Annotated in this window: 11 protein-coding genes; 6 read left to right on the top strand and 5 right to left on the bottom strand. The window is 45.3% G+C overall.

The annotated features are described in order from the left end of the window. Positions 1–70: 70 nt before the first annotated feature. Entirely contained in the window at positions 71–493 is a 423-nt protein-coding gene (locus QUA57_RS12520) for an ATP-binding protein (protein WP_006633914.1), read from the top strand. 347 nt (positions 494–840) lie between these two features. Here the strand turns inward: QUA57_RS12520 and QUA57_RS12515 are convergent, their stop codons facing one another. Further along, positions 841–1275 carry a nuclear transport factor 2 family protein gene (locus QUA57_RS12515; protein WP_333061173.1) on the bottom strand — a complete coding sequence of 145 codons (435 nt, stop codon included), beginning with the start codon at positions 1273–1275 and terminating at the stop codon, positions 841–843. A 17-nt stretch (positions 1276–1292) separates the two neighbouring features. Here QUA57_RS12515 and QUA57_RS12510 point away from each other — a divergent pair, with 17 nt between their 5' ends. Next, complete coding sequence (locus QUA57_RS12510; RefSeq protein ID WP_333061171.1) at positions 1293–1520, top strand: hypothetical protein; 228 nt, start codon at positions 1293–1295, stop codon at positions 1518–1520. A gap of 102 nt (positions 1521–1622) precedes the next feature. Here QUA57_RS12510 and QUA57_RS12505 read toward each other — a convergent pair whose 3' ends face one another. Further along, the gene (locus tag QUA57_RS12505) at positions 1623–2585 is read right to left on the bottom strand and encodes an orange carotenoid protein N-terminal domain-containing protein (protein ID WP_333061169.1); all 963 of its coding nucleotides are present in this window, start codon (positions 2583–2585) and stop codon (positions 1623–1625) included. 279 nt (positions 2586–2864) lie between these two features. On the opposite strand from QUA57_RS12505, the gene queG reads away from it, so the two are divergent. Next, positions 2865–3830 (top strand): tRNA epoxyqueuosine(34) reductase QueG, encoded by a 966-nt coding sequence (gene queG / locus QUA57_RS12500; protein ID WP_333061167.1) that lies wholly within the window; start codon positions 2865–2867, stop codon positions 3828–3830. 174 nt (positions 3831–4004) lie between these two features. Next, the gene (locus QUA57_RS12495; protein ID WP_333061165.1) at positions 4005–4643 is read left to right on the top strand and encodes an HAD-IA family hydrolase; all 639 of its coding nucleotides are present in this window, start codon (positions 4005–4007) and stop codon (positions 4641–4643) included. Between the two features lie 151 nt (positions 4644–4794). Here the strand turns inward: QUA57_RS12495 and QUA57_RS12490 are convergent, their stop codons facing one another. Next, positions 4795–5622 carry an SWIM zinc finger family protein gene (locus tag QUA57_RS12490; protein ID WP_333061164.1) on the bottom strand — a complete coding sequence of 276 codons (828 nt, stop codon included), beginning with the start codon at positions 5620–5622 and terminating at the stop codon, positions 4795–4797. Positions 5623–5841: 219 nt separating this feature from the next. After that, positions 5842–10587: an SNF2-related protein gene (locus tag QUA57_RS12485; RefSeq protein WP_333061163.1), complete on the bottom strand. Its 4746-nt coding sequence runs from the start codon at positions 10585–10587 to the stop codon at positions 5842–5844. 239 nt (positions 10588–10826) lie between these two features. Here QUA57_RS12485 and QUA57_RS12480 point away from each other — a divergent pair, with 239 nt between their 5' ends. Further along, on the top strand, positions 10827–10994 hold the full coding sequence (locus tag QUA57_RS12480) for a hypothetical protein (RefSeq protein ID WP_333061160.1): 168 nt from the start codon (positions 10827–10829) through the stop codon (positions 10992–10994). 51 nt (positions 10995–11045) lie between these two features. Beyond that, the gene (locus tag QUA57_RS12475) at positions 11046–13199 is read left to right on the top strand and encodes a polyribonucleotide nucleotidyltransferase (RefSeq protein WP_333037503.1); all 2154 of its coding nucleotides are present in this window, start codon (positions 11046–11048) and stop codon (positions 13197–13199) included. A 359-nt stretch (positions 13200–13558) separates the two neighbouring features. Here the strand turns inward: QUA57_RS12475 and QUA57_RS12470 are convergent, their stop codons facing one another. Continuing rightward, a complete protein-coding gene (locus QUA57_RS12470) occupies positions 13559–14755 on the bottom strand; it encodes a Rid family detoxifying hydrolase (RefSeq protein ID WP_333061159.1) in 1197 nt (398 codons plus the stop codon). Positions 14756–14822 lie beyond the last annotated feature (67 nt).

The raw sequence follows: 14822 nt of genomic DNA, 5'->3' as shown, positions 1-14822 counted from the left end.
ATCCATTCGGCGCGTCGTGTTTCATACCTGGTGTGAATACACAGGGTTTTCAAACTTACGGGATTTTTTTATGAATACTGAGCTTCATGTGCCAAGCGACTTGCGGTTTTTAACAATTGTTGAAAATTGGTTGCTGAGCAGTTTGGAAGTAGAGCTAGGAGAGCACGTCGATTGGCCGCGTCAGTCGAATCGTTTGCGCTTGGTGTTAGCAGAAGCCTATTCTAACGTGATCCGCCATGCTCACAAAGATCAACCCAATTTGCCCGTGTTAATTCGCTTGAATTTAAAAAATAGGGATATTGGTTTAGAAATTTGGGATTACGGTAAAGGTTACGAAATGGATACTTACAATCCCCCGAGGCCGGAAGCTAAACAGGAAAGCGGCTACGGCTGGCTGATTATGAGCAGACTTATGGATCGGGTGGACTACACTTTGCAAATAGACGGTCGCAACTGTCTAAAGTTGGAAGCGAGCTTGCCGGAAAAATCTTAATTAGTAGTTAGTCATTAGTCATTAGTCATTAATGATTGGCAATGCACTTTTAGACTCGCTTTGGCTGTCTGTCGCACGCGCTGCGGTGACAGCCAATTTTCCGTGCAGTAGCGTCAGCCCAAGGCGAGACTGTAAGATTGTAGGGGTAAAGTTACGATCGCACAAATAGCCACGAAACCGATTTTTTATACCGTGAGTGGCACTTCACCAAAGATTTGGATCAAAACCCGGTTTCTGCCTTATTCGGGCGATAAAAAGCCGATTAACCTGTCGATCGCACAACTTTAGCTATTAAGTGCGATCGACAGGTCAAACCAAAATAGAGAATTTAAATCTGAAACAGCTTATTAAGCATCAAATTTTTTCTGTGACCGCAGACTTAGCAATTCTTGGGGAGAAGCTAACAGTTTGACGGTGACAGAAAGGATTTTTTGGTCAGAATTGAGCAAGAATAGCCATCCGACATTAACACCAAATGCGGAAGTTTGCACTCGACCGCTGACCTGAACTTCTACTTTGCCATCTTCTAAAATTTGGCTGACACCTTTCTGGGGTTCTAGCTGCATTCCTCGTGCTTCTTTTTTTAGATAAGTGGCGATCGAGATGCTGCCGATAATTGGATCTTCAAACGGCGCGTGCAGAACCCCGTCATCGGCAAATAAATTAGCCGTCGCTTCAAAATCGCCCGCGTTTAAAGTTTCAAAATATTGCACTATCCCTGGCATTGTGAGGCCTGCAATCTTTATAGAGGTAGTTAAAATAGGTCGAGTTGTTGCGGTCATAAAACAAGTGATTTCAAATGAATGAGTATACTGTAATCATTCTCTTTGTCGCAGCAAATCCCTCAAAAGATATAAGTAGGGGTAGGAAAATAATTCTCCGAAAAAAGGAGGAATCGGGAACCGCAGAGCGTCGATCGCCGCTTTCAGAGCGATCGACCAACATCAATATTCCTTTCAAAAAATGTAAGTGTAGCCAACCTGCAAACCCTGATACCATCAGTCATTTCCCATCCTTCAATTCTTGAATCTAAAATTTAAAATCTAAAATCTAAAATGATAGAAACCCAGATGCCTAAAGGCATCTGGGTTTCTGGCCAAGTCTGTTTGACTGACCGAACCAGAATATTCTATTTACGCATCAAATTGAGCAATTCTTTAGGAGATGCCAACAAGTCGATCGCCACAAAGAAAATTTGACCTTGGGGATCGAGCAAAAACCGCCACGCGATGTTCATACCCACATTCGATCCGAACCAGGGAGTTTCGACTTTGCCAGTGACTTTCACTTGGCGGTAGCCATCTTCTGCGGGTTCCGATACGCCTCGCTCGGGCATCATTTTCAGTCCGACGCACTCTTCCCGCATATAGTTGAGGATAGCTTCGCGACCGACGATCGGCTTTTGGAAAGGTGGTTGCAGAGCACCTTCTTCAGCAAATAAACCTACCGCTGGGGTGAAGTCGAAGGCGTTCATGTAGTCGATGTAGTTGAGGACAGTCTGCTCGCTGATACCCTCAATTGTGGTTTTTACCCGCTCTTCTGGAGCGGTGGGAGTGCTGCGCGGGGCAGAGCGTTTGCCGTACTCTTGGTTAAAAGCAGGGTCATAGCCCATGTTAACTACGGTATTCCGAAGTACGGTAATTTGCTGGCCTGGATCGAGTTTCTTGATGGTTTCGAGAACTGCGGTGGCTTCGGGAGACATTTGATAGCCAGCGGGGATCGGAGCGACAAGGCCCTGTTTCATCAACTGCCCCAACTCGTACCAGAAACCGAGTTTGGTGTTGACGCGCAAGGAAGTGTAAATCCGACCAATCGTTGTGTCGGCGTTGCTGGCTAGGTCAAACATGGTTTTGCTTTGAGCAGCAGGCGACATTTGCTTGATTTCGCTCAGAATGCCTTCGACAAGCGCCATGCTGGCTACTCCCGGAGCTGCTGCGGTGATGGAAACACCCATTTCGGTGTAGGCATACCAGAGCAAGGCTAGTTGGTCTTCAACGCTGAGTTTGTAGAAGGCTTCGGTGGTAGCCGGAACAACGCTAGCAATCTCGGTGTTTGAGAAGATAGATTGAGCGGATTGAATGCTAACTGCCATGTGTATGCTGTGGGATTTGTGGTTTTAGTGAGGTACTTGAGTTAGGAAACCTCAAGCTCCCTTAATTAACATCATGTAACGTTTTGTTAATTTTTGCAAATATAAATTACATATAGCTGAGTTATAAAACTATGATCAATGGTTTGGTAAATTGCGATCGCCGTCACTAGACTGTGCGCCGAATTAGGTTATTTAGGAAACCGATCGTTAAAAATTGCTTGACATATCATATAAACTCAAAATAGTCAATACAAAAGGTAAATATTTGCCTGGTATCAAATGAAAGCGCCAATTAGCAGCATTTTGGTGAAGCAAAAAGCCCTTGAGTTGGGATTTCACAAAGTCGGGATAGCCTCAAAAGACACGGATTTCGATCTAGAAAAACAAAGATTGCAAGCTTGGCTGGACAAGGGTTATCAGGCGGATATGGCATGGATGGCAAACCCGAAACGGCAGGATATTCGATTAATAATGCCAGAGGTGCAGTCATTAATATGTGTCGCCATCAACTACTACACACCTCACCAACGCCCCTCAAATCCCCCTGGTGAGGGGGGGGTCGAGGCAGGGATCGAATATGCTAAAATCTCTCGCTACGGTTGGGGAAGGGATTACCACAGAATTTTGCACAAAAAACTGAAGGTTTTGGCAAATTGGGTGCGATCGCAAGGCGAGGGAATTGAAGCGCGGTATTATGCTGATACCGGGCCGGTTCAGGATAAAATGTGGGCGCAGCGTGCAGGGATTGGCTGGATTGCCAAAAATGGTAATGTAATTTCGCGCGAATACGGTTCTTGGATGTTTTTGGGCGAAATCTTGACTAATTTGGAGTTAGCGCCCGATGAACCCCATACGGAACATTGCGGTACTTGCACTCGCTGCATTGAGGCGTGTCCGACGGGGGCAATTACTGAGCCTTTTGTGGTGAATGCCGATCGATGTATAGCCTATCACACGATCGAGAATCGAGCCGAAAAATTGCCCGATGAAATTGCATCTAATTTACAAGGTTGGGTAGCAGGTTGCGATATTTGTCAGGATGTTTGTCCTTGGAATCAGCGATTTGCTAAACCAACAGATGTGGCAGAGTTTGAGCCTTATCCTGAAAATATAGCACCGACACTTGCAGAATTAGCCGACATTTCCGACGAGGAATGGAACCGCAGATTTACAGCTTCGGCGCTGCGGCGCATAAAACCCGAAATGCTGCGCCGAAATGCGAAAGCAAATCAAATTAACCCTTAAAAGTTGAGAGGTTCGTCAGGGTGCTTAGGGGGCGCATTACCCTATAGATAAACCCTAGGCTATGTACTGAATCGCCAAGAGTGAATACATTATGCAGTAAGTCATTTCCATCTAAGATCTAAAATCTAAAATCTAAAATTGTATGCTCCCCCGTTCCTTATTTGCTATTGTCCAATGACCAAAGTAATTATTTTTGATTTTGACGGTACTTTAGCAGATACAATCGATATTCTTCTGAGCATCACCAACCGTTTGTCAGCAGAATTGGGGTTTAAGTCTGCGACCAAAGAGCAAATAGCTCAACTGAGCAATTTAACTTCTTGGCAACTCCTTCAGTATTCGGGCATTTCTATCTTCAAATTCCCGCTGTTAATTAGAATGTTGAAAGCAGAGTTACGCAGCGAAATTCCCAATATTCAATTATTTCCGGGAATTAAAGAAGTTTTACTGGAGTTAAAAAAACTGGGATTTCAACTGGGCATTATCACATCTAATTCCCGAGAAAATGTCTTGGCATCGCTGGAAACAAATGGTTTGCAAGACACTTTCACATTTATTTACTCTGGTTCAACTTTTGGCAAACATAAAGTTATTAATAGCTGGCTAAAAAGAGAAAATATAAATCCTAAACAAGTCGTTTATGTGGGAGATGAGATTAGAGATATAGACGCTGCTCGAAAAACAGGAATTAAGGTAATGGCTGTAGCTTGGGGTTTTAATTCTCAGGAGGTTTTGGCTGCACACAATCCCGATTTTTTGATTAAACGCCCCCACGAATTGATAGAGATTATGAGTAATTTGCAGGAAGTGTAAACTGAAATTGCAAAAAGTAAGACTCGTCGGTTGACATCTATTCTAGACAAACTCTCGTTCCAGCAGAGAGAGACTAAAGCATAAAAGAGGTATGAAAGCCTGATTTGTTATCAGCCAGAGTCCGTAGTATCATCTCTGCGAGTAAATTATGTTAATCTCCTTCGCCCCGTTTCAGTGCTGCTAGAACTGCTTGCTGGCTAACTGCTTGGTAGATTTTGCTAAAATGCTGCTTGAGTGCGTCAGATGCGGGGGAGGATTTGCTAGCGGTTCCTTTTCCGTCGGTTGCTAGCGGAATTGGACCTAAGATATCTAATACTGTTTCGCTGCTGGGCGGCGGTACAATAACTACTAAAGATGATTCTAGCTGTTGGTTATATTCCCAAAAGCGATCGACCTTTGGCAATTTAGGATTCGTAGTGGGAGAATTTTCGCCGGAGTTGATTTGGGAATTTTCCTCTCCTTGCGTACCTCGTCTCTGACGGAGCGCTGTCAAGATTTGCTCTTTGGTTCTCCCCCGCAATTGAAAGAGTACGAAGGGGTCTTCGCTGAAGCGATCGCCCAATAAGTAGTATACTGCACTGATGTGTTTGCAAGGGTTTTTGGGGTCAGGACAGCTACAGCGCGATCGAATATCAGATAAGCTTAACGGAAATAGTGTTTTGCCTGCTGCTGCAAATACATCTTCAATATTGTGCGGCATTTCTCCTGCTAGTAATTTAGCTGAAAAAACTGCTCTTTGCGACATATTTTCAATCACATAATCCCAATCTTCATCGCTTAAGGTATCAAGTCCTAAAGAAACTTGATATGGTTTTGGATCGGTTCCTTGAACTATGGCAATTACTTCTTGATTGGGAAATTTAATGCTGAGAACTTTACCTTCGCGCGCATACTGCCAGCCACGTTCTAAGCGCTTTTTGAAGCGGTAGGTATTGATTAAATCTAACCACTGTTGTGTCCACCATTCTCTGTCAATCATTTATTTGGGAATTGGGAATTGGGCATCGGGCATTGGGCATCGGGCATTGGTAATTGGGATGTTGACTTCAGAAAGAAAAAAACAGCTATCCGTGTATTCTTGACTTCCGTGTCATGCTGTTGGGAATGGGTCATATAGCGGTTCTCAAGCGTGGTGAGGTATGCCCTATGCCCTATGCCCTATGACCGATAGCACCTCATCTTTCTGAGAAATGCTATATTATTCTTCTTCGTTTTCTATAATAGCATTGCGATCGAGGATTAGTAAATTCCGAAGTTGGTCTGTATCGAGTTCGGTGAGCCAGTTTTCGCCGGCGCTGACTACTTGTTCGGCTAGAGCTTTCTTACTTTCGATCATATCGTGTATTTTCTCCTCTAACGTACCAGTGCAGACAAATTTGTGGACTTGCACGTTACGAGTTTGACCGATGCGAAATACGCGGTCAGTTGCCTGATTTTCTACTGCGGGATTCCACCATCTGTCATAGTGAAAAACGTGGGTTGCTCTGGTTAAGTTCAAACCTGTGCCGCCTGCTTTTAAAGATAAAATCATAATTGGCGGGCCTTGGGGGTCGTGCTGGAAGCGATCGATCATTTCTTCCCGCTGCTGTTGCCGAATTCCTCCGTACAAGAACAAAACTTCTCGCCCTAAATGCTGTTCTAGATGCGGTTTCAGGAGTTTTCCCCATTCAGCAAATTGAGTAAAAATTAAAGCCCGATCGCCCTCAGCGATCACCTCTTCTAACATTTCCACCAACCGCTGCAATTTCCCCGATTCCTGACTCTTAATCTCCAATTCTTTCGGCTTAGCTTCTGCTTTCACAAGAGCCGGATGGTTGCAAAGCTGCTTGAGTTTTACCAGCAAAGCCAGAATCATTCCCCGGCGCTGAATGCCTTCGGCTGACTCTAATTCCGCTATTGACTCTTCGACTATTTTCTGATATAATGCTGCCTGTTGAGCCGCCAGCCCACAAAATACAGTCATCTCCTGTTTTTCGGGCAAATCTTGGATGATTTCTTTGTCAGTTTTCAGGCGGCGGAGGATGAAAGGCCGAACGAGCGATCGCAAAGTCTGCAATGATTCTCTATCTCCGTATTTCTCAATCGGAATTGCAAATCGGCGCTGAAAGAAATTGCGCGGCCCCAAATAGCCAGGATTGAGAAACTCCAAAATTGACCACAATTCTTGCAGTCTATTTTCCACCGGAGTTCCTGTCAGCGCAATTCTAAAAGATGCCTCGATTTGTCGCACCGCTTGCGACTGCTTAGCCTCGGAATTTTTAATATTTTGCGCTTCATCCAAAACCAATCCTTGCCATTTAATGCCTTGAAATTCCTTCGCATCGCGAAACACCAGCGCGTAACTGGTAATGATTAAATCCTTTCCTTTAATTGCCGTCGCAAATGCTTTGGCTTTAGCGCGTTTGTCTCCGTGATGAACTAACACTTTTAGCGTCGGACCAAATTTCTTGACTTCCCGCTCCCAATTGCCCAATACTGATGTTGGACAAACCAGTAATGTTGGCGCTTCTAGAGAATTTTGTTCTTGTAAATGCAGGAGAAAAGTAATTAGCTGAATAGTATTGTGGCACAAGATATTATTGGCAACAAAATTGTGATACTTGCTCACCTCAAAATCATAAACCCACCCGCTGTACTCAAAATCCTCAATTTGCTCTATCCGGCAATAAAAGACTTCTTGGTCTAGAAAAAGTTGTAAGCCTTCTCTGATTGTATCTAGCTGTTGTGTGTCTAAATTTGCATAAGCTTCTAGAGTCTGATTCGTCCACTTTGAAGGCTTTAGCTGACGGTATTCTTGTTCGGCAGACCCATTTAAAATATTTTCCATCCCAGCGACTACCCTTGCCAGGCTCCTGTGGGAAAACTCCTGAGAACCGTTGATGTAAACGGGGTTGTGCATTCCAAAATGGCGCAATGGTAATTTTGTAATTTCCACTGCACGAGCGACGATATCGGAAGCAGGAATTCCCTCAACATTGGTGTTGCAAGCCGATTCGCAAATCTGCTCTAATTTACGCTGTTTTTCGGGAGAAGCGAAGCCAATTTCCTGCAAAAATATGCGCGCTGAGTTACCGCCGAAAGTACCGATATAATAGGTGCGAAAAATCCCGCTGCCATTGGTGGCGCATTTCTGTCTGGTGGCGATACGCAGCCAAATTCCAAAGCGCCGCAGCAATGTAGAAAGTTGTTGGATGATTAAAGGCGAAGCGGTGCTAATTTCGATAGTCCGCATTTTAGGAATGACAGAACCTTCAGCATCAAAGTAGTTTCTGAGAAAAATCCGAATGCTATCAAGATTGGCTTGCATGATGAATTGCGGGAAGCTTTTTTCGGCTGACAGCTTCCCCCACTGGTAGCCTTTAGCCTCAAGAAAGCTTTGGTACGATCGACTGCACACAGCTAAATATGCTGCTCTTTGCTTACCGGGAGTACGAACAGCAGGATTATTTATTTCTATCCCATACTTTTTGCTTAAACGGTGAAGTGTGAGACGCAATTCTTCAAGAACTGCCACATCTTTCTGCGTTATTGTGAGGATTGCTCGATCGCGCTGCTCATATCCCTCAGCAATCTGCCAAGCCAGAAACTTGACCAAATCGGGATCTTCCGGCTTTCCTTCCCAATACAATTTAGCAGGAACGCAAACATAATCTCCAACCTTGAACTCATTTGTCCAGCCATCGCGTCCTAACAACTTGTGGCGGCGGGTAATTGTGATGCTGCTACCGTCTTGTAGTTTGATGGTTCGCAACTTTTCTTGCACTTGCTGGCGGTAAAGCCGTCGAACAGTAGCCTGTACAATTTTGCCTGTTTCCTGATTTATGGAATTTACCAGTAATTGCTCGTTAGGTTCAGACCAAAAGCCCTCACCGTCGAATTCTGTTTTTCCGGCATAAGCTTCCCATATTTTTTCAGCTTTTTGTAAAAAACCATTAAGAAAAAGCAAAGAATGTGGTAAAATGCACTTCCCTAATCCCATATCGTCCGCGAGACAAGCACCCAAACCCCAGCGTTCTAAAAATGCTAACCAGCCTGCTCCTAGGGCTTGATAAGGCCGCAATTGTCCTCGGAAACTAGCCGGAGTTGCGATCGCACTTACCGCTTGATTATCGCTCAAAGTATTCAACAATTCCTGAAGTTGACCCGTAGCCTCAAAATTCACCACAGGCAATTTTTCGATCATCTGAGTATCGCCCGACGCCAAACGCAAAGCATCCTCCAAAGAAAGAGTCATTTGCTCTTTGCGACTGGCAAAAAAAGTTTGAGCCGCTTTCACATCCGGCGCGCGCAACTCCACCCACTCGCCGTTAATTTCCACCAAAGGCGAATTCAACGCAGTCAATCTGTCAAATTCTGCCTTAGAAATGCGCTGTCCGCCGATCGTCAATTCCCACTTAAAATTTAGCAGACTTTGTAATCCCACCCCACCTTTCGCCGGAGTCACTTTCGGAGTTTCCGCTTGAATGCTCAAACCCAAACGACTCGCCCAACCCTCACTCTTTGTCAAACTCGGCGGCAAAACTACGCCCAACCCGCTATCAGCAAACCGCCAAGCTACAGACTTAATAAACTCGTAAGCTTGCAGCGGATTTAATTGGCAAGATTGAGGCCGCTGTGCTTGCAAACTCGGTTCAATTAACGGATAAAGTTTCGAGGCTAAACCCAAGCCGCTGAGCAAAGTTTCTTGAGGCAATTCTATTGTCCGCCCCGCATAAGCCAAACGCTCGACTGAGTTGTTCCAAACAGTTGTCGCGTCCACCAAAAATTCGGTTTCATCTGCTGCTTGCAAGCAATAATTTAAATTCCAGTTGGCTTTACCGGGCGCTGGCGGTATGAGTTGAAAGCAAGTGCGAAATTGACTTTGTTGAGATAATTGGTTTTGCAGCGGTGCAGTCCAAGCACTCAGCTTGGTTGCCAAGTTTTCCAATGCTGCTGTTTCTACTTGCACAATCCCCGATTCCTGCTGCAAAGCTTGCAGCCATTCGCGCACAGGAGAGACTGTTTTGATCTCTAAAGTAGAGCTACCAGCCGATCGCACTTGACTATCTACAATACTACTCAAAAAACCTAACACCAATTCCTCCGCCCCCATAGGCAAATCCACCGCTAAAGGCAATTGACTGGATTCTCCTTCCTTTTCCCCTCTTCCTTCTTCTTTTTCCCCTCTTCCTTCTTCCTTCTTCCCTCTTCCTTCTTCCTTCTTCCTTCTTCCTTCTTCCTTCGATTGATATGTTCTGCAAGCCGTCGGCATTTGCTTGACAAAAGTGGCAAGGCGGAGTGTATCTGTAGAACTATCTAACAACGGTTGCCATTTGGCAATAGCAGAACCGTCGGACTGTTTCTCCAATCCAGGCAAAAATTTGCATCTTGCCAACAAATCCAAACTCCACCTAGCAATATGAGACCAAAAACGCAAATCTGAGCCGACAAAAGAGTCTGGTTCCGTGCTGTTAAGCGGTAGTGATTGCAAGAACACAAAAGCTGCTTGAGGGTTGAGACAAAAACCCTCGACTTGCCAGGGATAAAGGTAAATTTCCTCGATTTTGGCTGGTTCCTCAAGTGCTGCTGCTGAGTGCTGCGGCATCAGATTTGTATTCGATTCTGAGATTTGGGTGGGAAGTGCGAGCGCCCGAATTTCCCTTTTAATTGAGGAGTTGGGTGGGCTAATTTCTGCTGCGTTTTGAGTTTTGGGCGATCGCCTAGTTTTTTTGCTTTTTTCCGGTGGAGTTTCTGCGGTTTCCGGTAATTGCCAATCCAGTTTTCCTGACTGCTGTAAGGAATTTAGGAAACTCTTAAATTCAGCTTCGGTCATTGCTAAGGGATGCGGTAGATTGCTCCCCGATTCTATGGTGTCAATTGCCCCAACTTTTCGCCAAGTTTCTCCCCAAATAAATAAGCCACTTTTTTCATTGTCTAGGAGCCAACTGCCGTGTAAAATTGCCATTTTTAAAATCCTGATATTTTTATTTAAGTGGAATGTTGACTACATTTATATGGAATTTATGAAAACTTTATTTAAAACAAACCGAGGAGATTTTGAGCCAGACATGAATTAGGTAAAACCTGTATATGTAGGGTGCGCCATAAGCACCTTACGGCTTATTCCCTGTCCTAGATAACTAAATCCCTCTTCCTTTTTCCTTCAACGTCCCAATTCCCAAACGAAAATTCATCGTACCATCTATGGAAGGCGTTTGGCGGGCGATCGACCGGAGAATCGATCGGAGAATCGACCCCAGACTGCAAAAAATAATTATCGAGTATAAATGCTTACAATTGAGGCGGGGACAGTCGATCGCGAGGCGATTATCCCTGTCTTTTGGCGTCGGACTCTCAAACATCCTGTGGTAATGTTACGATCCCGACAGAGAAAGAATGTGGTAGATAAGGAAGCAGTGCTACATGGTAGAGATAGACAAGTCAATATCCTTCGATGGACGGGATATTAGACTGAAGATTGGTTTACTAGCGCCTCAAGCAGGCGGTGCAGTTTTGATTCAGTCGGGTGACACGGCGGTTTTGGTGACAGCGACTCGATCGCAGGGGAGAGAAGGAATTGATTTCCTGCCCTTGTTGGTGGATTACGAAGAGAGACTCTACGCTGGCGGTAAAATTCCCGGTGGATTTTTGCGAAGGGAAGGGCGTCCCCCAGAAAAAGTGACTTTGACTGGCCGTTTGATCGATCGACCGCTGCGTCCGCTATTTCCAAGCTGGCTGCGAGATGACATCCAAGTTGTAGCCACAACGGTTTCGATGGACGAACAAGTGCCACCGGACGTTTTGGCGGTGACTGGCGCTTCCGTAGCGATACTGCTGGCGAAAATGCCGTTTTACGGGCCGATGGCCGCGGTGCGAGTCGGTTTGGTAGGGGACGATTTCATCATCAACCCCACCTACAGCGAAATCAAAGAAGGCGAGTTGGATCTCGTGGTAGCTGGTTCTCCTGATGGAGTAATCATGGTAGAAGCCGGCGCCAACCAATTGCCGGAACAGGATATCATCGAGGCGATCGACTTCGGCTATGAAGCAGCCTGTGACTTGATTCAAGCCCAGCGCGAAATTATGGCGGAATTGGGCATCGATTTGGTGGTAGAGGAACGCCCATCGCAAGATTCGGCCCTGGAAACCTTCATTCGCGATCGCGCCCAAGAACCCATCCGCATCATTTTGTCAAGATTTGAAAAAGACAAAACAATACGGAATGCAGCATTGGACGAAGTTAAGGCAAATGAAGTCGAAGCTGCGATCGCCGAACTCCCGGAAGAGGACCCGGTAAAAGTAGCCGCCACTGCCAACAGCAAGGCGATCGGCAACGTTTTCAAAGACGTTACCAAAAAAATGATGCGGAAGCAGATCCTCGAAGATGGCATCCGCGTAGACGGTCGCAAGCTAGACGAGGTGCGACCCGTTTCTTGTCGCGTAGGCGTGCTGCCGTCGCGAGTACACGGCTGTGCGTTGTTTAATCGGGGGTTAACCCAAGTCTTGTCCGCAGCTACCCTGGGAACCCCAGGCGATGCCCAAGACTTAGGAGACGACTTGCACCCGCAGCAAGACAAACGCTACTTGCATCACTACAATTTCCCGCCGTTTTCGGTAGGAGAAACCAAGCCGATGCGATCGCCCGGACGCCGAGAAATCGGTCACGGAGCCCTCGCAGAACGCGCTTTGCTGCCAGTTTTGCCATCCAAAGAAGATTTCCCCTACGTGATTCGCGTAGTTTCAGAAATCCTTTCTTCCGACGGTTCCACCTCAATGGGTTCAGTTTGCGCCTCAACGCTAGCATTAATGGATGCAGGCGTTCCCCTTTCCCAACCCGTCAGCGGCGCGGCAATGGGCTTAATTAAAGAAGGCGATGAAGTCCGAATTTTGACTGACATTCAGGCAATTGAAGACTTTTTAGGCGACATGGACTTTAAAGTAGCCGGTACCGACACCGGGATTACTGCTTTGCAGATGGACATGAAAATCAAAGGTTTGCCCTTAGATGTGATTGCCACCGCCATCCGCCAAGCAAAACCAGCCAGACTGCACATTTTAGAAAGAATGCTGGCAACCATCGACACTCCCCGCAAGGAAATGTCGCCGTTTGCACCGCGTTTGCTAACCCTGAAAATCGATCCAGAATTTATTGGTTTGGTAATTGGGCCTGGTGGCAAAACGATCAAAGCCATCACCGAAGAAACCGGTGTCAAAATTGACATCGAAGACGACGGAACCGTGACAATTGCTGGCAACGACAGCGAAAAAGCTCAGCGGGCTTACAACATTGTCCAAGGCATGACGCGCAAGTTGAATGCAGGAGACGTGTATGTCGGCCGCGTAACTCGAATTATTCCGATCGGCGCTTTTGTGGAAATTTTGCCCGGAAAAGAAGGAATGATTCACATTTCCCAGTTAGCGGACTACCGCGTTGGCAAAGTGGAAGACGAGTTAGCTGTGAACGATGAAGTGATTGTCAAAGTGCGAGAAATTGACAATAAAGGTCGAATTAATTTGACCCGCTTGAATATTCATCCCGACGAAGCGGTAGCCGCCCGCGAAGCGCTGAATAAATAGTTTACGGTTGGTAATTGGTAATTACTTGTAGAGTAATTGCTAATTGCTAATTGCTAACTGGTGATTAGTAATTGCTAATTGCTAATTGAGATTAAATCTGATTGTTTCAGATTGATTTGGGAGTAGGTGCGCGACAGCGACAGATCGACAAAAGTGCGATCGGCTGTAGAAGTTAATAAAGTCGCGCACTTTACCCTCGGCGGTTGCTATAAATAAACTTTCAAATTATTCATCTCTCTCCCCTCTTTCTCAGCGCCCTCTGCGCCCTCTGCGGTTAAATCACTCATAAATATTAAAAAAAACAAACTATCCAGAAACCAGACTTATTTAAAAAGCCTGGTTTCTCAAAGAAGCTCAAATCAAATCACAGCAATGCAGTCAATTTCAACTAACACATCTTTCGGCAAACGCGAAACCTCCACACAAGCGCGCGCCGGTGCTGTTTCCGCATCAAAATATTTCGCATAAACCGCATTCACAGCGGCAAAATCATTCATATCTTTGAGGAAAACCGTAGTTTTTACGACATCCAACCAAGTAGCGCCGGCTTCTGTGAGAATGGCTTCGAGATTTGCCATAACTTGTTCGGTTTGTTTTGCCACGTCGTCGGTGTAGACAATATCGTTTAGTCTAATGTCGATCGCAATTTGGCCAGCTACAAACAGCATAGTGCCCGTAGCGGCAATGGCTTGATTGTAAGGGCCCACGGGTGCGGGTGCTTTGTCAGTACGAATAATTTTGCGCGTCATAGATATTACTGTTTGGGATAATTTTTCCAAAGTTTCGGGCTGGTAGATTTCTGCGTCAGAGGTTTCTGGCTCGTAGATTTCTCCATCGGGCATTATAGCACCAGTTAAGTCGGCATTTTCAATATTCCAGCCATAGGTTATTGCGTCAGTTAAGTCGGTCCTTTTCAAGTTAGCTCTACTTAAATCTGCTCTACTTAAATTTGCTCCTCGTAGATTAGCTCTTTCTAGATTCGATCCTTGCAAACAAGCTTTTTTAAGGTTAGCTTTTGCCAAGTTTGCCACACTTAAATCTACATTTATCAACTTCATTCCTGACAAATTCTTTTCGGGCAATTTGACTGCCCTAAGTTTAGAACCGTTGATATTTTTTGCCTCTAAGAGTTTTACACCACTTAAAATTGCAGAAGTTAAATCTGCTTGAATTATGTTGGCTTCAGTCAGATTAGCGTTAGTCAAGTCCGCTCTATTTAAGTCTGCGTGAAACAAGGAGGCTCTACTTAAGTTAGTAGCGGTTAGATTTGCACCACTCAGATTTGCCTTGTCAAGATTAGCATTAGTCAAGTTGGAACTACTCAGATTTGCTTTACTCAAATTTGCACCGTTGAGTTCTGCTAAACTTAGATTAGCTGAATCACAACGTATTCCACTCATGTTTGCACTTGTCAAGGATGCCCGACTCAAATTAACAGCGTAAAAAATCGCATTTGTTAGGTTTGTGCCACTCAAATCAGCCCCAGTCAAATCAGCACTTTGTAGGTCTATCCCACTCAGGTCAGCACCTTTAAGGTCTACCCCACTTATAGTCATTTCAAATAAGTATGAGACACTCTTTCTGCACAATAAGCACGAATAACTTCATCAAGAGATGTGCCAG

Source organism: Microcoleus sp. Pol7_B2 (assembly GCF_036701035.1).
In the GTDB taxonomy this organism is placed as follows: domain Bacteria; phylum Cyanobacteriota; class Cyanobacteriia; order Cyanobacteriales; family Microcoleaceae; genus Microcoleus.
Note: the sequence above shows the minus strand (reverse complement) of the source record. Positions and strands in the feature narration are given on the sequence as shown.